Source organism: Peribacillus muralis (genome assembly GCF_001439925.1).
In the GTDB taxonomy this organism is placed as follows: domain Bacteria; phylum Bacillota; class Bacilli; order Bacillales; family DSM-1321; genus Peribacillus; species Peribacillus muralis.
On record NZ_LMBV01000005.1, the window covers coordinates 131,342 to 151,512 of the forward strand.

The following is a 20,171-nucleotide window of genomic DNA, read 5'->3' on the forward strand; positions in this document are numbered from 1 at the left end:
CGCATATCGAATTGGTGGGAGGACTTGCGGTTATACTGGGTTTGTCTATCTAGCGTGTGCAAACCACGGTTTTTTTCTTTGGATCATATGATTTTTAATAAAAAAGGGAAGTGACATAATGGAAAAATTTCATCAGAAACCAGTGACTTTTGTTGGCGAAGTCAGTATCAATGTTTTGGATTTAAATAATGCCATCACGTTTTACCAAGATATCATCGGTCTTCAAGTATTGAGAAAGACGGATAGACAGGCTGTGTTAACGGCAGACGGAAAAAATTCATTGCTGACCCTAGAACAGCCAGTCGGTGTGACTCCAAAGGAAGGGCGGACTTCGGGCTTATATCACTTTGCCTTGTTGCTGCCGACCCGTGCAGACTTAGCGGTTTTCTTACGCCATTTACTTGAAACGAACTATCCGTTAGGTGCGGCAGACCATGTTGTAAGTGAAGCGCTATATATTACCGATCCGGATGGAAATGGCATTGAAATTTACTCTGACCGCCCATCTGCCGGTTGGAAATGGGCCGACGGGCAGGTCGCCATGGGCACAGAGCAGTTGGATGGAAACGACCTTCTCAAAGAAAGTGATCGGGAGTGGAGCCAATTGCCTGCAGGTACGCTAATGGGGCACATCCATCTGCATGTATCCGAACTATCGAAGACGGAGGAGTTTTACATGCAAGGTCTAGGATTTAGCGTTGTAACCCGAATGGGAGGGGCGCTTTTCATCTCCACCGGCGGGTATCATCATCACATCGGCTTGAACACCTGGAATGGCGTCGGCGCTCCTGCTGCTAAGGAAAATAGTGTCGGGCTAAACTGGTATACCCTCGTTTTTGCAGATGAAGAAGCGAGAAACAAAATAATCGAACAACTGAAAGGAATCGGAGCTGTCGTCACGGAACAAGAAGCGTTTTACGTTGTAGCCGATCCATCAGGAAATGAGATTCATTTAGTCGTCTAAAACGGAAAGATTCGTCCGTTCGGGCTCATAATTCGACCGTTCGAGCGCATAATTCGACCGTCAACGCCAATAATTCGTCCGTTCGGGCTCATAATTCGACCGTCAACGCCAATAATTCGTCCGTCATAGCGAATAAACCGTCCGTTCGGGCTCATTGTCCGTCGGTGCGGACTGTGGTGCATGTATTTAGCAGTCCATGCAATAAGTTAGCTTGCTTTCTGGTCTTGCTCTGGGTTTCTTAAGGCAGTATAAAATATTACATTGGAAATGTGACCATTCCAAACATAAGAAGGCCCTCCATATCATTGGGGGGCCTTCTTCATGTTTATTTGACTCGATATTTTTTCAAGCGGTATTGAAGACTTTGGCGGCTAATATTCAAGGCTTTTGCTGCTTGGGAGATATTCATCCCATGTTCCTTTAATATTTTCTCCAAGTATAGCTTTTCCGTATTAGCGATATACTCATCAAGGGATAAGGTGGTCTCCTGTAATCCTCCACTTGGAGGGTTAGGTTTTTTCCCCGAATGAGTCTCTCCAATGTGAGCCTTCTTTTTAGATAGAGCTGGAAGGTGGTTGGGCGAGATTTTTGTATCGCCAGGTTCCAGTAAATTCATGGCACCCTCGATGATATGCTCAAGCTCCCTGACGTTCCCTGGCCAGTCGTACTCATAAAAAAGGGCGTAGACCTCTTCGCTTATTCCTTCGATATTCAATTCGAACAACGCATTGAATTTCTCGATGAAGGATTGTGCCAGCAAAGGGATATCCTCTTTCCGCTCACGGAGAGGCGGGATGAATAAGGAAACGACGCTTAGGCGGTAATATAGATCCTTTCGTAAGTGATCATTTGCAATGGCATCTATCGGATCTTCATTGATCGTCGCGATGACGCGTACATCGATTTTTTTATCTTTTGTATCGCCAACACGGCGAATCGTCCTTTCCTGTAAAGCCCGCAACAGCTTCGCCTGTAAATTCGGATTTAATGAGTTGATTTCATCAAGCAGGATGGTACCGCCCTGTGCCTGTTCGAATAATCCAGGTCTTTCAATCGATCCGGTAAAGGCCCCTTTCTTCGTGCCGAAAAGTATTCCTTCAATGAGACTATCTGGCAGGGCAGCGCAGTTTTGGCTGATGAAAGGGTGTGTCGAACGGCTGCTGCCATTATGGATGCTTTGGGCGAAGAGCTCCTTTCCGGTTCCGGTTTCCCCAACGATGAGAATCGAGGATGTGGTCCTGGTCGAGCGCTTGCTTTTTTCGATGACCTCCAAGAAAATTTCACTCGTTCCGATAATGCTGTCGAACGTATATTTCGTATCGCCTTTATTTAAAATATTGTCTTTAATAAGTCTTTCTAGGTTTGTTATATCCTTTGCCACCTCAATGGCCCCGATGATCTGTTGGTCCTGGTCCAATATCGGGAACGTATTATTGATGGTGGTGATTTCCTGTCCGAGATTGTTGAAGTAGGTTTGCTTCGAGTTTTCCGTCGTTTTGCCAAAATGTAATGCGCGATTTAAAGTACTCTCCGCTTCCTCTTTGAAACTAAAGATCTCGTGAATCTTTTTCCCCAATACCTCATCCGATTCCATGCCTTCTATTTCAGCCATTTTCTTGTTATAGACAATGGTTCGACCTTTTGGATCAATGATATGTATCCCGATATCAATTACATCCACCAGTGAATGGAGAATGGTATGGAAACCTTCTATTTTAATAATTTGGTCTAGAAACATGAATGCCTCCCAGTTTTTTCATTTGTTAGAGCCTATTGTAGAGGAATGAAAGAGAAGGTGCAATGAAAATTTGCGCTGCAACGATATTTTGCGGGTAGATGCAAAGAAATTTTGCGTAAAAAAAGTGAAAGAGCTGTTTTTTTATGATAAAAACAGATTGGCATGAATTTTGCATCTATTAAAAGAGAAGATAAAGGGCAAAAAAAATGCTTGCTATGTACACTTTGCCCGCGCAGTGCTGAATTTCATTATATATTTTATAAAAAAACGATATTTTTTTCGTGAAAATGAAAAGTTGGCACGGAACTTGCTTATTAAATAAGCGAGAAGTAAATATATAAAAAACTTTAGGGAGATGAGAGATAATGGTCCAACCATATAAACACGAACCATTTACGAATTTTAAACTTGAAGAAAACAATAAAGCTTTTCAAGCGGCATTGAATGAAGTAGCGAATGATCTAGGGAAGAAATACCCGCTAGTCATTAATGGTGAAAAAGTGTTTACGGAAGAAGTCATTACCTCTGTAAACCCGGCAAATAAAGAAGAAGTTATCGGAACCGTATCGAAAGCGAATCAAGATCTTGCTGAGCAAGCGATGCAAGCGGCCGATCAAACATTCCAAACTTGGAGAAAAACGAAAGCGGAAGTGCGTGCCAATATTTTATTCAGGGCTGCTGCCATCGTTCGCAGAAGAAAACATTATTTCTCGGCGCTATTGGTTAAAGAAGCAGGAAAGCCTTGGAATGAAGCGGACGCAGATACAGCGGAGGCGATCGACTTCATGGAATACTATGCACGTCAAATGCTGAAGCTTAAAGACGGCATGCCGGTGGAAAGCCGTCCGATTGAACACAATGCGTTCAGTTATGTTCCACTAGGTGTCGGTGTCATCATCTCACCTTGGAATTTCCCGTTTGCGATCATGGCAGGGATGACGACGGCGGCTCTTGTTTCAGGTAATACGGTTCTATTGAAACCAGCCAGTACAACTCCGGTCATTGCAGCTAAATTCATCGAAGTATTGGAAGAAGCGGGCTTGCCTGCAGGAGTGGTGAACTTCATTCCAGGAAGCGGTGCCGAGGTGGGCGATTATTTAGTAGACCATCACCGTACACGTTTCATTAGCTTTACCGGATCTCGTGATGTCGGAATCCGTATTTATGAGCGTGCGGCAAAAGTTCATGAAAACCAAATCTGGTTAAAACGTGTCATCGCTGAAATGGGCGGTAAAGATACGATCGTCGTTGATAAAGAGGCTGATCTTGAATTGGCGGCACAATCAATCGTCGCTTCTGCATTCGGATTCTCCGGTCAAAAATGTTCAGCTTGCTCACGTACCGTCGTTGTGGAAGATGTATATGACCAAGTTTTGAATCGTGTCATTGAATTAACGAAAGAAAAAACAGTCGGGGAGCCATCTGATCTAAACAACTTCATGGGTCCGGTCATCGATCAAGCTGCTTTTGATAAAGTCATGAGCTATGTGGAAATCGGTAAAAAAGAAGGGAAACTTGTTGCAGGTGGAGAAGGAGACAATTCAAAAGGCTTCTTCATTCAGCCAACGATCATTGCCGATGTGGATGAAAACGCACGCGTCATGAAAGAGGAAATTTTCGGACCAGTGGTTGCGTTCTGTAAGGCAAAAGATTTCAATCATGCAATCGAGATCGCCAATAACACGGATTATGGCTTAACGGGCGCGGTCATCACGAACAATATTGAACATATCGAACAGGCGCGTGAGGATTTCCACGTAGGTAACTTGTACTTCAATCGCGGCTGTACGGGTGCCATCGTTGGATACCAGCCATTTGGCGGCTTCAATATGTCAGGAACGGATTCCAAAGCAGGCGGACCTGATTATTTAGTTCTTCATCTTCAAGGAAAAACAACATCTGAAACGCTATAAATTTTAGGGGGAATCAACATGACAACAATTACTGAAAAATTAATCGAGCAAACGGAACAATATGGTGCAAACAATTATAATCCACTTCCAATCGTCATTTCGAAGGCAGAAGGAGTTTGGGTGGAAGATCCTGAAGGCAACAAATACATGGATATGCTTAGTGCCTATTCAGCAGTGAACCAAGGCCACAGGCATCCGAAGATCATCGACGAATTAAAAAAACAAGCGGATCGCGTAACATTGACGTCCCGTGCATTCCATAGTGATAAATTGGGACCGTGGTATGAAATGGTTTCACGCCTTACGCAAAAAGACATGGCACTGCCGATGAATACGGGTGCTGAAGCCGTTGAAACAGCCATCAAAGCGGTTAGACGCTGGGGCTATGATGTTAAGGGAATCGCAGAAAACCAAGCTGAAATCATTGCGTGCATCGGGAACTTCCATGGCCGGACGATGGCTGCCGTGTCCTTGTCATCCGATGAGGAATATAGAAGGGGCTTTGGACCGATGCTTCCAGGGGTCAAGCTTATCCCTTACGGCGATCTTGATGCATTGAAAGAAGCGATTACACCGCAAACGGCTGGATTTTTAATCGAACCGATTCAAGGTGAAGCCGGAATCATCATCCCGCCACAAGGTTTCCTAAAAGAAGCTTACGAACTTTGTAAAGAAAACAATGTCTTATTCGTTTCTGATGAAATTCAATCAGGACTTGGACGTTCAGGAAAAATGTTCGCCTCTGATTGGGATGGGGTCGTTCCGGATATGTACATTTTAGGCAAGGCGCTTGGAGGCGGGGTTTTCCCGATCTCTTGCGTAGCTGCCAACCGTGAAATCCTTGGCGTATTCAATCCAGGTTCCCATGGGTCTACATTCGGCGGCAATCCATTGGCATGTGCAGTTTCCATCGCATCATTGGAAGTCCTTGAAGAAGAGAAACTTGCAGAACGGTCATTGGAGCTTGGACAATATTTCATGGATCGCTTAAAAGAAATCAAAAATCCGATGATCAAAGAAATCCGCGGCAGAGGGTTATTCATTGGAGTTGAATTAACAGAAGCAGCAAGACCTTATTGTGAGCAGCTCAAAGAAGAAAAACTGCTATGTAAAGAAACGCACGATACCGTCATCCGTTTTGCACCGCCGCTTGTGATCACGAAAGAAGATTTGGACTGGGCGATCGAACGCATTAATAAAGTTTTATCCTAATATCCCTATGAGGTGAATTCCATTGAGTACAATGATCAAAGGTGAAAAAGAAACCGCCAGCTTACTAGAATCAACACAGGTTGTAATTAAGGAGGCGCTCGGGAAGCTTGGCTACTCCGAAGAAGTGTTTGAGCTTTTGAAGGAACCACTACGTATGCTGACCGTTCGAATTCCAATTAAAATGGATGACAATACGACCAAGATATTCACTGGATATCGTGCTCAACACAACGATGCCGTCGGTCCTACGAAAGGTGGAATCCGTTTTCATCCTGAAGTTGATGAAGAAGAAGTAAAGGCACTATCCATGTGGATGAGTTTAAAATGCGGGATTGTCAATCTGCCATATGGCGGTGGAAAAGGCGGCATCATCTGCGATCCGCGCCAAATGTCGATAGGGGAACTGGAAAGGCTTAGCCGCGGGTATGTCCGGGCAATCAGTCAAATAGTCGGGCCGACAAAAGATATTCCGGCCCCGGATGTTTATACGAATTCACAAATCATGGCATGGATGATGGATGAATACAGTAGAATAAGAGAACACGATTCTCCTGGGTTCATTACCGGTAAGCCACTGGTTCTTGGTGGTTCACATGGCAGGGAAAAGGCAACGGCTCAAGGTGTCACGATCTGTATCGAGGAAGCCGCTAAACGGAAGGGCATTGAATTGAAGGGGGCCCGCATCATCGTCCAAGGATTTGGGAATGCCGGAAGCTTTCTAGCCAAATTCATGCATGATGCAGGTGCGAAAGTGATTGGCATTTCAGACGCATACGGTGCGCTATATGACCCGGATGGTCTCGATATCAATTACTTACTTGATAACAGGGATAGCTTTGGTACGGTAACAACACTATTCGAAAATAAAATCACCAATCAACAGCTTCTCGAACAAGATTGTGATATTTTAGTGCCTGCTGCCATTTCCAACCAGATCACCAAGGAAAACGCCCATCTTATTAAAGCCCAAATAGTCGTGGAGGCAGCGAATGGACCAACCACTTTGGAGGCTACCAAAATCTTGACGGAACGCAATGTGCTTCTTGTACCGGATGTATTGGCAAGTTCAGGCGGCGTGACGGTTTCTTACTTTGAATGGGTACAAAATAATCAGGGGTACTATTGGGAAGATGCAGAAGTCCAAAGAAAATTAAAAGACCTATTGGTCAGCTCATTCAACCAAGTATATGAGATGGCCGAGACAAGAAAAGTCAATATGAGGCTGGCCGCATACATGGTGGGAGTCAGGAAAATGGCAGAAGCCTCAATATTCCGCGGCTGGGTATAAGCTTTAGCCAAATAATGAAGAGTGGAGGAGTGATTCCGTGCTAAAACCGATCCATGCAATCGAATGTGCTCAAAGTGGGACCGTCGAGCAAGTTTATGTTCAAAAGAATTCCTATGTTTATGAATGGGAGAGGCTCTTTCTAGTGAAGACGGAAGACGGAAAGCTGATTGATGTTTCTATAGGTGCGAGTGGACACATTACTGAAATTAATGTCACGGCAGGGGATCCAATAAATAGAAAGCTACCTTTAGCTTTGCTCCAAGACGATTTTATTATAACTGGCTCTGATTAAACATGAAAACGAGGGTATTCCAAAGGCAATCTGCCTTGGGATGCCCTTTTTTTGACCTTATTCTAGGTTGAAAAATGCCGCTCTAGGACGAATAACTCGCGTGTAGGTTGAAAAACCCTCGCTCTGGGACGAATAATTCGCGTGTAGGTTGAAAAATCCCCGCTTTAGGACGAATAATTCGCGTGTAGGTCGAAAAACCCTCACTTTAGGACGAATAATTCGCGTGTAGATTGAAAAATCCCCGCTTTAGGTTGAATTATTATCAGACGAAGCTAGATAGTTTCTGCAAATGCACTGATTTATCAAAAAGTTGTTGGGTCTTTAATGAATATTTCTGTCAACCGTAAAGATTTAAAAGGAACTAGCGTGAGCCCGGTTCATGTTGGGAAAGGAAAAAAGGACTATAATAAATAAGAAGATTTTACTAGAATGGATGATAGAACTTTCATACCATATGCTTTTAACGAGGTATGATTTTGCGAAAGTTTTTTCTTTTGGAGGGAATGAAAAGGTATGCGGCTCTTGAAACGATTAAGGCATATTGCCATATTCACACTCATACACTGTTAGGGGATGCAAACAAGCTAAGGACCGGATCGGAGGTGATCAGTGGCCGATTATGAAAAAAAGCCTAGGTTTTATAGGTAATTTAGCCCGATGCTGGTAATTGTATGTTAAAATACAACTTGAGATTTAAATATCAAATATATAGTGGTTTTTCAAAATACAACCATGTTTAGAATCATGATGGATATATTTTGAGTTCTGCCATTTAAAAAGGGGAGTTATTAAAATATGAGAATCTCAGAATTAAAATCAAAAGCTCTTTTTTCTTTAAGAGGTAAATGGGGAGTAGCCGTTTCGCTTATTTTACTTCTGTTCTTGATTACTGTCATTTTACCTTTTATCGTCGAGGTGATCGGAAGCGGCGGATTTACAAAGTGGTTCGCGCAAGAAGGAACGCCTATATGGTCGGATATATTCGGAATGGTACTGTCTATCGCCCTAATACCGCTGACTATAGCGACCAGTTGGTTTTACCTGGATCTAGTCAGGGATGGAAACCCTGATATTCCAGAGGTATTTGCTATCTATAAAGATGGAAAAACTTCTTTTAAGATGATCGGTGCTTCAATTTTACAAGCTATATTCATATTTTTATGGTCATTATTATTACTCATTCCAGGTATAATAAAAGGCATGTCCTATTCGCAGCTGTTTTTATTATTGAAGGATCATCCAGAATATACAGTGCTTGAAGCAATTGCTGAAAGCAAAAAAAGGATGAATGGTCTTAAATGGAAATACTTCCTTATGAATCTAAGCTTTATCGGGTGGGGAATTCTTTGTATGTTCACGCTGGGGATCGGATTACTATGGTTGATTCCTTATATCGGAACAACACTTGCAGCATTTTATAATGAATTAATTGTCCCCCAAGAAGACGAGCAACAAATAGAAGGATGAAGCCTGTGACCGATAGCAAAATGGCTATCGGTTTTTTATTTGTGCCTTTTGCCAGCTACCATCATGCATGCGTTGACCTGTTATTAAACGGAAGGTTATATGTTTCCTCCGTCATCTCCCTAAAAAAGGATAAATGGTAATTTCAACTGATGTATAATGGAATGGTGAGTTTGCAATTTAGGGGGATTACATAGTGAGTAGTTTTAATTTGGCAGATATGATTTATCAATTGTTTTTGCTTGCATTTTTAATCTTGATCATTGCTGGTGCGATATCCTTCTTCCGATCCATCAAGCACCGGAAAACGAGACTGGATATCATGGAAAAGAAGCTGGATGCTTTACATGAACAGCTAAAACGGGGTACAGATTGAGCATGTTACGGCGGTCAGGATATAGACAAACTCCATCATGGTCGAGTTTGTCTATATTTTTTAGGTTTCAGGCACTTGCTTTTGAACGGGCGATCAGCAGGCGGAAGGCGACGGGCCAGTCATTTATAATGACGATACAATTCCTGCAAGCGGTTGAAGATGCTTCGCTTCCGTTTCAATTTAACTAAATTGGATGGAACGGTCAGTGGGTGCGACCGGGAAAACGCTGACATTCATGTCGCTTAAGGTGTACAGATTGTACCCTATCCCAATTCTACTTCTTTTCCGATTGTCAAAACATCTATGTCCTATTCGCTTTCTCAATTATTTTCCAGTTACGTGAATGATTTAAAGTCAATTAGGTGAAAAGGTGCCTTATATGCATCGAATCCTATAATCTAAAGTAACCTTAAGTTGAGGTGTCTAGGTTGGATAGAGTAGTATGAAAAAGTAGAACGTTTTGTACCTCGGCATGCTTATGCTCATAAGGGACATGCTAGCGTCATTTTTTGGTCTGATGGGCTAGGAACAGTAGCCTTGCAAGCTGAAAAAGTGATGAATTTCTTTATGAAGAAGTGAGCCTCGAAAAGTGAAAGGATGTTATTATGAATTTAAAGCTGCAATTAACGATGGCCTTTATAGTGAGTGTGCTTGCCTTAATCGGATTCAGTTTCATGGCATTTGCCATAAGTGCCAATGATTACTTGAATTTCGACAGTAAGGTGATGGCCCTTATACAGGGATGGGAGTCACCGCTTTTGACAGGCATCATGAAGTTCTTTACTTACATAGGTTCAACCGGTTCGATAATTGTCCTCTCCTTGTTCATTTTGTTTTTTCTATATAAGGTATTGAAGCATCGTTTGGAGTTAGTTCTGTTCATTGTCGTCATGGCTGGGTCTCCGCTCCTTAATGTACTGGTTAAGCTTTGCTTTCAACGGACAAGACCCGATTTACATCGTCTCATTGAAATAGGAGGCTACAGTTTCCCAAGCGGACATGCAATGAATGCCATGTCATTATACGGGATTCTCACATTTTTGTTGTGGCGGCACATCAAGGCTAGGTGGGGAAGGATTGTCTTGATTGTGATAGGCACAATGATGATCCTAGCAATAGGAATAAGTCGCATCTACTTGGGAGTCCATTATCCTAGTGATATAATAGCTGGCTATTTGGCTGGCGGTTTTTGGATTGCGATATCGATTTGGTTCTTCCAAAGGCATCAAGACCGCCGGAAGGATAAAAGAAATGAAAAAAATTAAATGGCTGGCTAAGTAACTGGCGGCATAAAGTTTCATTACAGTAAGGGGCGTTTGAAATGGTAAACTGGATTACGGAATTCATGAATGATTTTGGTTATATAGGTATCTTTCTTTTAATAGCATTGGAAAATATTTTTCCTCCCATCCCATCGGAGGTCATCCTGACTTTTGGCGGTTTCATGACAACGACAGCCAATATGACGATTTTTGGCGTAGTGATTGCTGCAACCTTTGGTTCAGTGGCGGGAGCGGTCATCCTTTATTGGATTGGTTCGATTCTTGATGTGAAAGTCATCGAAAGGTTCGTTGAAAGGTGGGGGCACATTTTTCGGTTAACGGTATCTGACGTCCATAAAGCGAACGCATGGTTTGAAAGGTACGGGGCATGGACCGTGTTCTTTTGCAGGCTCGTTCCATTGATCAGGAGCTTAATCTCACTGCCAGCAGGGATGTCGCATATGAACTTTTGGCTATTCCTGCTATATACAACATCCGGAACGTTAATTTGGAACATCATTTTAGTGAATATCGGGGCGGCTGTTGGATCTTCGTGGGAAGATATCGTGCAGTATATGGACATTTATTCAAACATCGTTTATGCCATATTAGCCTTGCTAGTGATCTCTTTCGTTGTCTGGATATTCAGAAGAAATAAAGGCAAGGTGGAATGATCCAAGCGTATAAATGATTGTTTTTAAAAAAAATAGCAATTTGAAGGAGATGCCGTCTGTATTTTTGCAGGCGGCATTTTTTATTATGCCCTGTCCTCGATCCTTTTTACTTCGCGTTTCACACCTTTTCATGCCTCGTGAGTATAACTAATTCCTATCCAATTCCTACAGTGCATGACGATTTATACAATGAACGTTACATTGCACTGCAGGCGCTCCCTTATCCAGAGGCGGTCCGTGAGCCTCCTTGGCTTTCAGCCTGCGGTGTCTCACGTAGACACGCATTTCCCGCAGGAGTCTCGCACCTTCCGTTCCATTCCACTGTGCGTGAAGACAAAGAAAGGATTTACAATGCCAATAGTTTTGGGAATTGCACTTTAACCGTTCCATTCCACATTGCTTTATAAAGAGATAAGATCTCTATTGCCTATAGTTTAGATGATTTGTACCTCGACCGTTACATTGCACTGCAGGCACTCGCTTCATTCCACTCTACATTGAAACGCTAATACAATTCTGTTAACCAACCGAAATGTTAGTCTGAAGGAAATGGTGATTCCATCTTTTTTCTCACGCACAGTGGAAAGCGACATTCAATATCCAAATTCTCTAAAAGGCCATCCAGTATACTGACTCGTTTTCACCCATTTGATCTGATTGATAGGAGCTGAGGAAGAAGGGAAACACAGAATAAAGGGTATCTCCTTTGGACAAAATGAGTGAAACGAAAAAGGAATGAGGTTCGGTGCGATGGTTTCTTTTTTCAAACAAAAAAGACAAATGAAGCAGCGCGATGCGAAAAAGGAAGATCAAGGACAATCCAAAACTGTGGATTATATTGAAAGTTCCCTTTCCGCCAATATGGAAATCGTAAAGCAAAAAACGGGAGACAGCCCGGACATCATTATCAGAACGTTGAAAATCAGTCAAGATCCTGAAATAAAAACGACCATTGTGTATGTCCAGGGATTAATTGATAATCCTAGCGTTACAGACTTTCTAATCGAATCTATCATGAAGAACCCTCATCTATCGGAGAAAATACTTCCGCAAAAAGCGTTAGAGGTAATAACTGAAGACGTCGTTTCCCTCGGTGGTGTAGCGACCGTCAACGATTGGGAGAAATTGTTTTTGTCTTTATTATCAGGCGATAGCATCATTTTTGTTGATGGGATAAACACGGCGCTAGTGGCCAGTACAAAAGGGGGAGAAAGGCGCTCGATTCAAGAACCGAGCACTCATTTGACTGTCAGGGGATCGAGAGAAGGCTTTACGGAATCGAATGTAACGAACATTGCCATGTTGCGCCGCATCATCAACAGTCCGGATTTATGGATCGAGTCGATGAAGATTGGAACGGTGACAAAAACGGATGTTTCGATCATGTATATAAATGGAATTGTGAAAAAAGAGATCGTTGAGGAGGTCAAGAAACGCTTAAAACGAATAAACATTGATAGCATTCTTGAATCGGGATATATTGAACAATTGATAGAAGATCAGGTTATGACCCCTTTTCCTACCCTTAATCATACGGAAAGGCCTGATATGGTCGCAGGAAATCTCCTCGAAGGCAGAGTCGCGATATTCGTTAACGGGACGCCATTTGTCCTCGTGGCACCTGCGTTATTCGTCCAATTTTTCCAGTCCGTCGAAGACTACTATAATCGGTTTGACATTGCAACAGCCACACGTTTTTTACGGATTATCGTTTTTATCATTTCGGTCGTCGGACCGGCTTTATATGTTGCAGCAACGACTTTTCATCAGGAAATGATACCGACGAAATTGCTGGTCATCGTCGCGGCGCAAAGGGAAACGGTTCCTTTGCCGGCCGTCATTGAAGCACTTCTCATGGAAATTACCTTTGAAATCCTGAGGGAGGCGAGCCTTCGGATGCCAAAGGCGGTTGGTTCGACCATGTCGATCGTCGGTGCACTTGTAATCGGGCAGGCGGCAGTCCAGGCGGGGATCGTATCCCCGGCAATGGTCATCATCGTTTCGATCACGGCGATTGCCAGCTTTGCAACCCCATCCTACTCGATTGCCATATCGGCCCGGTTAGTACGTTTCGCCTTTATCCTTTGTGCCGGCATAATAGGGTTCTATGGGATGATTCTAGCCTTCATCATTCTCATCGTACATTTATGCAGCCTGCGCTCATTCGGGGTCCCGTATATGTCACCGCTTGCACCGCTGAACACGCAAGGATTAGGTGACACATTCTTCAGAAGACCGATGTGGGCGTTCAAGGAAAGGCCCAAACTAATAAGCTCCAAAAATAACCTGAAACGGGAAGGCGAAAATCAAAGACCACTGCCTCCTGAATCTCGTGGAATGAAAACATCAACCGAGAGAAAAGGTGATGGAAATGAATCGTAAAAGACTCGTTCTGCTCTTGATGCTGATGGGCACCACATTCACCTCCGGCTGCTGGGATAAGACGGAGTTGAACGAAATGGCGATCGTTTCGGCAGTTGGAATCGACAAAAATGAAGCGGGAAGGTTGGTGGGAACGTTTCAAATCATTAATCCCGTCAATGTAGCGGGTTCACTCCAGGGCGGAGGGGGAACCAATCCCTCCATCTCGATTTACAGGGCCACTGGCGATAATGTGCTTGAACTGGATAGTAACGCCTCAACCAAAATATCGCGTGATATGTATTTTGCGCATGCTAACCTTGTCGTCATAGGTGAGGATGTTGCAAAGGAAATGGGGATTAACTCCATTTTTGATGCCTTTGAGCGCTCCCCGGAATTCAGGGCGACTACGAGGATCGTAATTGCCCGTGGCGTAAAAGCAAAGGATCTCGTTGAAACGTTGACGGCAATCGATAAGGTATCAGCTGAAAAAGTGATTAAAACGATTGAATCGACGGAAAAGCAACAAGGTGGAAGTATCACGATCAACCTTCAAGAAGTGATCAAGAATCTCGTCAGCTCCGGAAAAGAACCGTTAATCAGTGGTTTTACAGTGAGGGGTAATACCAATAAAGAGAGTAAAATAGAAAATACCCAAACCTCCAATATGGCAGCAAACCCAAATGCTGTTGGCATAGGTGTATTTAAAGACGGCAAATTGATTGACTGGCTGGATGGTAACCAGGCAAAAGGAACGATGTGGGTGTTGGATAGGATTGTGAATACGAATGTTAACATCGATTGGGAAGGTAAAAAAGACGCAGTCACCTATCAGGTGCTTCGTCAAAAAACAAACGTCAAGCCAAAGATGAAAAACGGTAAACCGAAAATGTATATTACGGTCCGCGCCGAAGGAGATATCCGCGAAGTGAATGCTCCTATTGATCTTGCCAGTCCACATGGTTCGATAGACATCGAAAAGAAGCTAGCAAAGGATATAAAGAAGGATATGGAGGATGCGATCAAACTGGCCCAAAAAAACAAATCGGACATTTTTGGCTTTGGTGAACTCATCCATGAGACTCATCCAGCGTACTGGAAAAAGCATGAAAAGGATTGGGATGATGTGACTTTCCCTAAGCTGGAAGCAGAGGTGCAGGTCGAGGTCTTCATCCGCCGCACGGGAATACGCAATAAGCCGTATCTTTTGGATATTAAGAAGGGTGATCAATAATGGAAAGGAAGTGACATCCACATGGAAAAGGCAAAAATCAGCGGCTACCAGCTGTTTGTCCTTATTTTCTTGTTTGAAATGGGCAGTGCACTTTTGGTTCCTCTTGCAGGTGAAGGGAAACAAGGTGCCTGGCTAGTCATTCTCATTGCGATGATCGGCGGCATCTTATTGTTTTTCGTTTATTATGCCCTTTTTCAATATTACCCAAATCAGATTTTGACTGAATTTGTAAGGAGTATATTGGGCAACTTTTTAGGAAGGATCGTCGCTTTTTTATACATCCTTTATTTCATGTATCTTGCGGCACGGGTATTGAGGGATTTCGGAGAAACGCTGCTTACCGTTGCCTACCCACACGTTCCGTTATTCTTTGCCAACGCAGCATTCATTTTAGTCGTGATCTATACGGTTCGTAAAGGGATAGAGGTATTGGCAAGGACGAGCGAACTATTCTTTGTCCTCGAGAATGTGCTTTTCCTGACATTCATTCTGCTGACCATCGTTTCAGGGATGATCCATTTGAACAACCTGAAGCCCGTGCTAGAAATCAATGGTGTCGAGATGGTGAAAATGGCCTTCTCCAAAACGATTTTCTTTCCTTTTGGCGAACTCATTGTCTTTTTAATGATATTCCCTTATTTGAACGAACCACAGCGACTGAAAAAAATTGGTGTCGGCGGATTGGCTTTAAGTGGGATTTTCCTCTCTTTCACAATGGCAGTGAATATTGCGGTGCTTGGAGTGGACCTTACGTTACGGTCACAATATCCGTTGCTGACCCTCATTCAATCAATTGAGGTCGCTGGATTTTTGGAACGGCTCGATGTTTATTTTTTGTTGAAGCTAATGATTGGCGGGTTCATTAAAATAACTGTTTTCACCTATGTAGCGGTAACCGGAACGGCCAATGTGTTCAATGTGAAACAACCATCGCGGCTTGCCTATCCGGTCGGCTTCGTCATATTGCTCGTATCGATCGTGATAGCCAGCAGCTATAGTGAGCATATACAAGAAGGGCTAAGTGCCGTGCCGGTGTATATCCACCTACCATTCCAGGTGATCATTCCTCTCCTTCTCCTGATCATTGCTTATTTCAAGAATCGAAAAAAAAGCAACAAGCACCAGCAGCATAAAACGGAACTAAAAGGTGGAGTTGAAGGAAAATGAAATTCTTCGGTATTACGATATTATTGCTCGTTCCTTTAGTGCTCTTTTCTTTAGGCATGGATATTCTTTTAGGATTTGATTTGGATAATTCGGTTAAACATGCCTTTAACCCGTTTTTGGTAAAGGACCGTGCCGAACTAATACTGTTCTTGATCCTTCTTGTCATCCTCGTGTTTAGTTTCATTTATCGAAAAAAAAAGAAAGACAACAAACCGAAGGGCCAACAATGAAAGCTTACATAGCCATATCCGCATGATAGATGAACTCCATTTCAAATCTTGGTTTGAATTAGGGTTTGTCTTTTTTCTTTTTTACCACCCTGTTCATCACTTTCATAGTATGATGATGGTTACATAGAAAACCTCAGGAGGGAGGTCTGCCATTTGGACATCAAGTTGAATCAAAAAATCATTAAAGACATGTGCGGGACCGTTTCCTTCAAAAGAGGAGAAGCCTTTCAGCGCACGAATAAAGTGACCCTCGAAAGCTACCGGCCTGATGGCTGTGAAGCAATTGTCGCTGGAAAAGAAACCTTTCATGTATCCATTGCAGTGGATGCTGACGGCGGTTTTAAATCGACTTGCTCCTGCCCTACGCTCGCGTCCTTTCAAAAGGAGTGTCAGCATATTGCAGCCGTACTGCTGTCTGTTTACGATCATCAGCGCCATGGGACAATCCCTGTTGGGGCAGGCACAGCTCAGGCTGATGCGTCAGCGAATAAAAGGTTGTCCGAAGGATTGCTGACGCTTTTCAATAATCAGCTTGTGCGAAAAAGCGGGCATCAGCTTCATTTTGAAAACCGGCAGATGCTTGAAGCTGAGTTTACGCTAAAGCCAATTTCGATGGGCAAAAGGCAATATATGCTCGGTGTGGAGCTGAAAATCGGCTCTGTTCATGTAGCGGATGTTCGGGATTTCCTTAAGCGAGTACAAGAACGGAAACCAATTTTGCTGTCACAGTCATGTCAGTATGACCCGGAGCTCCATTGCTTTGAACGTGAAACGGACGCAGTGCTTCAGCAGCTCATGACCGTGATAGCGGATGAAAAAATCTATATGGACGCCATTGCCGACAAAGCTGAATACAAAATGGATAATCACTTATTACTTTTGCCTCCTTCGTCCTTTACAAGACTGATTCCTATTCTGGTCAGTGCGCCATTGGTGAAGCTTGCTTATCGCGGCAATACGTTTCATCGTCTGCTAGTTTCCGGCGAGTCGCTTCCTTTACGGTTTGATTTTAACCAAAGCGTGGACAAAGGTTATCGACTGGATATTAAAGGGCTGAATGAGATGATTGTCATGAATGCTTATACGATGGTTCTTTTTGGTGGGAGCCTCGTCCAGCTTGAATCCGAGGATTGCCAACGCCTCTCGGAATTGAAGCAAATGCTTGAAGATTCAGGGATGGATCAAATCCCCATCCATCATGACCAACTGGAATTATTCCTCGACAAGGTCGTGCCAGGCTTGAAAAGGCTTGGAGAAGTCCATATAGCAAGGTCCATCAGTGAAAGATTTTTGGTGACACCGCTTGTGGCCAAGCTATTTTTGGATCGAGTAAAAAACAGGCTGCTTGCCGGATTGGAATTCCATTATGAACATATCGTGATCAACCCTTTAGAAAATCAGCAAGCAGGTGCAGCTTCGTTGCTCATAAGAGATGTGGAGAAGGAAGCGGAAATACTACAGCTTATGGAAGATGGACAATTCGCCAAGACGGACGGTGGCTATTTCTTGCATAATGAAGAGTTGGAGTATGAGTTTTTGTATCATATCGTCCCGAAACTCCAAAAGTTGGTCCAAATCTATGCCACGACAGCTATAAGAAACCGGATTTCCCGAGGAAATGCTGCACCGCGCATCAAGGTGAAAATCAAGAAGGAACGGACGGATTGGCTCGAATTCAAATTTGAAATGGACGCGATTCCTGATAAACAGATACGTGAGGTTTTGGCAGCGCTTGAAGAAAAGCGGAAGTATTATCGTTTAAGGAATGGGTCGCTCCTTTCCCTCGAAACGAGGGAGTTCGAGGAAATACAACGTTTTCTGAAGGCACTTCCCGTTCAGGATCAAGACCTGGAAAGCAGCTTGAACATGCCAATCGTAAAAGGGCTTCAGCTTCTCGATTCCGTGAACGACAGCGGGACATTCACGATGGAGGAATCATTCCATACGTTCCTCGAAAACATCAAGAATCCGAGTGGATTGGAATTCGCAGTGCCAAAGAGCCTGGAGCCGATATTGCGCGATTATCAAAAAAGCGGCTACAAATGGATGAAAATACTTGCCGAATACGGGTTCGGAGGAATTCTTGCAGATGATATGGGGCTAGGAAAAACATTGCAAAGCATCACGTTCATCGTATCGGAGCTGCCCGACATTCGTAAGAAAAAGCTCCCTGTCCTCATTGTCTGCCCCTCGTCACTATCTTATAATTGGTTGGCGGAATTCACTAAATTCGCGCCTGATATACAAGCAGTCATCGTTGACGGCCACAAAACGGAGCGAGCAAAGCTCTTGAAGGAAGCGCTGGACATGGATGTCGTGATCACCACTTATCCGCTGCTGCGCAAGGATATCCTGTGGTTTGAGAAACAAGACTTTCATACGGTGTTCTTTGATGAAGCTCAGTCGTTCAAGAACCCCGGGACACAAACGGCACGAGCGGCGAAAAAGATAAAGGCGAGACATCGCTTCGCGTTAACGGGCACGCCGATCGAGAATTCACTGGAAGAGCTCTGGTCACTTTTCCATGTCGTTTTCCCAGAGCTGTTCCTTGGGTTAAAGGAGTATAGCAACCTCTCGAGGCAGAAGATTTCCCGGAGAATCAAGCCCTTTATGCTGCGGAGGATGAAAGAGGACGTACTTGGCGAACTTCCGGGGAAAATCGAGTCGCTCGAATCGATGGAGCTGCTTCCTGATCAAAAGAAATTATACGGTGCCTATCTGGCGAAGCTTAAAGCTGATACGCTTAAGCATCTTGATAAGGATACCTTCCGCAAAAACCGGATCAGGATTCTCGCTGGCTTGACCAGGCTGCGGCAAATTTGCTGTCATCCCGCCTTATTCGTGGACGGGTATACAGGCAGCTCAGCGAAGTATGAGCAGCTGATGCAAATTATCGAGGAATCGAAGCTTTCGGGAAGACGGGTACTGATTTTCTCGCAATTTACAAAGATGCTTCAAATCATCGGCCGGGATTTAGCGAGTAGGGGACAAGACTATTTTTATTTGGATGGGCAAACACCATCAAAGGAACGAGTGGATGTCTGCAATCGATTTAACTCAGGAGAACGGGATATATTCCTCATTTCACTGAAAGCTGGAGGTACGGGGCTCAATTTAACCGGTGCCGACACGGTCATTCTTTATGACCTTTGGTGGAATCCGGCCGTTGAGGAGCAGGCTGCCGACCGAGCCCACCGAATGGGGCAGAAAAATGTGGTACAGGTCATCAAACTAGTTGCCAGGGGCACGATTGAAGAAAAAATGAATGAGCTTCAAGAGAAGAAAAAACAGCTGATCGGGGAAATCATCGACCCTGGGGAGGTGTCATCATCCGCACTTACAGAAGAGGACATTAAGGAAATTCTGATGATATAGGAAGGAGGGAGCAAGAAGCTGGCATGGCAGCTTCAGCTTCCGTCATAGCCCTTTCCTTGAAGGCCGCCCTAAGAGTGGGTGGCCTTTTTTGCATCGTTGTTTTTAGAGGGCGATGCGCAATCATAGAACAGCGGCTCGCTGAAGCTACGCCTTTTAGAGGCTGCCGCGCGAAGGCTGATGTTTGAATCAAACTTTCACGACTTTTATAAAGATTTCTATACCCCTTTTATTTAAATAAACTATTAAGTAGGTATTTGCAATATTAATTATTTACACCTCTCCTTTTTCTAGTTTTTTGTTTAAAAGTACATAATCACTTTTATTAAAGGTTATCGCTACTCGATCTAATCTATCTCCATTTGGGTACAAATATAATTGTTGATTGAATTTTATACCTAAAGGTACAATTGTCCGCTGGATAAGATCTAAAATTTTGAAACATTCTAAATCTACTCCTTCTTTTAAATGATTTTTAACATGAATTATTACAAAGTCATCAATATATTCAAATCTAGGTTTTCGTGGTGAAATATTTTGAGCTTTACATAGTCTTTTTAATAAATCATGATAATAGTCATGTTTTTGTGCCATTTGAACCACCTCATACTTCAATTTCTGTTA

At 43.5% G+C, this 20,171-nt stretch carries 17 protein-coding genes; 15 read left to right on the forward strand and 2 right to left on the reverse strand.

All coding sequences use genetic code 11. The annotated features are described in order from the left end of the window. Window positions 1-118: 118 nt before the first annotated feature. Complete coding sequence (locus ASU00_RS09105) at window positions 119-964, forward strand: VOC family protein (protein ID WP_057913144.1); 846 nt, start codon at window positions 119-121, stop codon at window positions 962-964. Window positions 965-1,289: 325 nt separating this feature from the next. Here the strand turns inward: ASU00_RS09105 and ASU00_RS09110 are convergent, their stop codons facing one another. Beyond that, window positions 1,290-2,702, reverse strand: a complete 1,413-nt coding sequence (locus tag ASU00_RS09110) for a sigma-54 interaction domain-containing protein (protein WP_057913145.1) — start codon at window positions 2,700-2,702, stop codon at window positions 1,290-1,292. 365 nt (window positions 2,703-3,067) lie between these two features. Between ASU00_RS09110 and pruA the strand changes: the two genes are divergently transcribed. The 14 genes from pruA (at window position 3,068) to ASU00_RS25380 (ending at window position 19,735) form a co-directional block, all read left to right on the forward strand. Continuing rightward, complete coding sequence (gene pruA / locus ASU00_RS09115) at window positions 3,068-4,615, forward strand: L-glutamate gamma-semialdehyde dehydrogenase (protein ID WP_057913146.1); 1,548 nt, start codon at window positions 3,068-3,070, stop codon at window positions 4,613-4,615. Between the two features lie 18 nt (window positions 4,616-4,633). Beyond that, a complete protein-coding gene (locus ASU00_RS09120; RefSeq protein ID WP_057913147.1) occupies window positions 4,634-5,827 on the forward strand; it encodes an ornithine--oxo-acid transaminase in 1,194 nt (397 codons plus the stop codon). A 31-nt stretch (window positions 5,828-5,858) separates the two neighbouring features. Continuing rightward, window positions 5,859-7,115, forward strand: a complete 1,257-nt coding sequence (locus tag ASU00_RS09125) for a Glu/Leu/Phe/Val family dehydrogenase (RefSeq protein ID WP_057913290.1) — start codon at window positions 5,859-5,861, stop codon at window positions 7,113-7,115. Window positions 7,116-7,152: 37 nt separating this feature from the next. Further along, window positions 7,153-7,407 (forward strand): biotin/lipoyl attachment domain-containing protein, encoded by a 255-nt coding sequence (locus ASU00_RS09130; protein WP_057913148.1) that lies wholly within the window; start codon window positions 7,153-7,155, stop codon window positions 7,405-7,407. 795 nt (window positions 7,408-8,202) lie between these two features. Continuing rightward, window positions 8,203-8,874 carry a DUF975 family protein gene (locus tag ASU00_RS09135; RefSeq protein ID WP_057913149.1) on the forward strand — a complete coding sequence of 224 codons (672 nt, stop codon included), beginning with the start codon at window positions 8,203-8,205 and terminating at the stop codon, window positions 8,872-8,874. Window positions 8,875-9,067: 193 nt separating this feature from the next. Then, window positions 9,068-9,247: a hypothetical protein gene (locus ASU00_RS09140; RefSeq protein ID WP_057913150.1), complete on the forward strand. Its 180-nt coding sequence runs from the start codon at window positions 9,068-9,070 to the stop codon at window positions 9,245-9,247. A gap of 605 nt (window positions 9,248-9,852) precedes the next feature. Beyond that, window positions 9,853-10,512 carry a phosphatase PAP2 family protein gene (locus ASU00_RS09145; RefSeq protein WP_057913151.1) on the forward strand — a complete coding sequence of 220 codons (660 nt, stop codon included), beginning with the start codon at window positions 9,853-9,855 and terminating at the stop codon, window positions 10,510-10,512. A gap of 56 nt (window positions 10,513-10,568) precedes the next feature. Continuing rightward, on the forward strand, window positions 10,569-11,183 hold the full coding sequence (locus ASU00_RS09150; RefSeq protein ID WP_057913152.1) for a DedA family protein: 615 nt from the start codon (window positions 10,569-10,571) through the stop codon (window positions 11,181-11,183). A gap of 750 nt (window positions 11,184-11,933) precedes the next feature. Continuing rightward, window positions 11,934-13,565, forward strand: coding sequence for a spore germination protein (locus tag ASU00_RS09155; RefSeq protein WP_057913153.1), 1,632 nt, complete (start codon window positions 11,934-11,936; stop codon window positions 13,563-13,565). Beyond that, window positions 13,555-14,778 carry a Ger(x)C family spore germination protein gene (locus ASU00_RS09160; RefSeq protein ID WP_057913291.1) on the forward strand — a complete coding sequence of 408 codons (1,224 nt, stop codon included), beginning with the start codon at window positions 13,555-13,557 and terminating at the stop codon, window positions 14,776-14,778. Before ASU00_RS09155 ends, ASU00_RS09160 begins: the two co-directional genes overlap by 11 nt. Window positions 14,779-14,799: 21 nt before the next feature. Continuing rightward, a complete protein-coding gene (locus ASU00_RS09165) occupies window positions 14,800-15,945 on the forward strand; it encodes a GerAB/ArcD/ProY family transporter (RefSeq protein ID WP_057913154.1) in 1,146 nt (381 codons plus the stop codon). Continuing rightward, on the forward strand, window positions 15,942-16,175 hold the full coding sequence (locus tag ASU00_RS09170) for a hypothetical protein (RefSeq protein WP_057913155.1): 234 nt from the start codon (window positions 15,942-15,944) through the stop codon (window positions 16,173-16,175). The genes ASU00_RS09165 and ASU00_RS09170 overlap by 4 nt, the downstream gene beginning before the upstream one ends. Window positions 16,176-16,328: 153 nt before the next feature. Further along, a complete protein-coding gene (locus ASU00_RS09175) occupies window positions 16,329-19,550 on the forward strand; it encodes a DEAD/DEAH box helicase (RefSeq protein ID WP_057913156.1) in 3,222 nt (1,073 codons plus the stop codon). A 23-nt stretch (window positions 19,551-19,573) separates the two neighbouring features. Then, window positions 19,574-19,735: a hypothetical protein gene (locus tag ASU00_RS25380; RefSeq protein WP_161809717.1), complete on the forward strand. Its 162-nt coding sequence runs from the start codon at window positions 19,574-19,576 to the stop codon at window positions 19,733-19,735. 85 nt (window positions 19,736-19,820) lie between these two features. On the opposite strand, the gene ASU00_RS09180 is transcribed toward ASU00_RS25380, so the two are convergent. Then, window positions 19,821-20,141, reverse strand: a complete 321-nt coding sequence (locus tag ASU00_RS09180) for a hypothetical protein (protein ID WP_057913157.1) — start codon at window positions 20,139-20,141, stop codon at window positions 19,821-19,823. Window positions 20,142-20,171: the final 30 nt, after the last annotated feature.

Coding starts and splice junctions, on each gene's coding strand:
- ASU00_RS09105 (WP_057913144.1), top strand. CDS start 119: ATGGAAAAATTTCATCAGAAACCAGTGACTTTTGTTGGCGAAGTCAGT.
- ASU00_RS09110 (WP_057913145.1), bottom strand. CDS start 2,702: ATGTTTCTAGACCAAATTATTAAAATAGAAGGTTTCCATACCATTCTC.
- pruA (WP_057913146.1), top strand. CDS start 3,068: ATGGTCCAACCATATAAACACGAACCATTTACGAATTTTAAACTTGAA.
- ASU00_RS09120 (WP_057913147.1), top strand. CDS start 4,634: ATGACAACAATTACTGAAAAATTAATCGAGCAAACGGAACAATATGGT.
- ASU00_RS09125 (WP_057913290.1), top strand. CDS start 5,859: ATGATCAAAGGTGAAAAAGAAACCGCCAGCTTACTAGAATCAACACAG.
- ASU00_RS09135 (WP_057913149.1), top strand. CDS start 8,203: ATGAGAATCTCAGAATTAAAATCAAAAGCTCTTTTTTCTTTAAGAGGT.
- ASU00_RS09145 (WP_057913151.1), top strand. CDS start 9,853: ATGAATTTAAAGCTGCAATTAACGATGGCCTTTATAGTGAGTGTGCTT.
- ASU00_RS09150 (WP_057913152.1), top strand. CDS start 10,569: ATGGTAAACTGGATTACGGAATTCATGAATGATTTTGGTTATATAGGT.
- ASU00_RS09155 (WP_057913153.1), top strand. CDS start 11,934: ATGGTTTCTTTTTTCAAACAAAAAAGACAAATGAAGCAGCGCGATGCG.
- ASU00_RS09160 (WP_057913291.1), top strand. CDS start 13,555: ATGAATCGTAAAAGACTCGTTCTGCTCTTGATGCTGATGGGCACCACA.
- ASU00_RS09165 (WP_057913154.1), top strand. CDS start 14,800: ATGGAAAAGGCAAAAATCAGCGGCTACCAGCTGTTTGTCCTTATTTTC.
- ASU00_RS09170 (WP_057913155.1), top strand. CDS start 15,942: ATGAAATTCTTCGGTATTACGATATTATTGCTCGTTCCTTTAGTGCTC.
- ASU00_RS25380 (WP_161809717.1), top strand. CDS start 19,574: ATGGCAGCTTCAGCTTCCGTCATAGCCCTTTCCTTGAAGGCCGCCCTA.
- ASU00_RS09180 (WP_057913157.1), bottom strand. CDS start 20,141: ATGGCACAAAAACATGACTATTATCATGATTTATTAAAAAGACTATGT.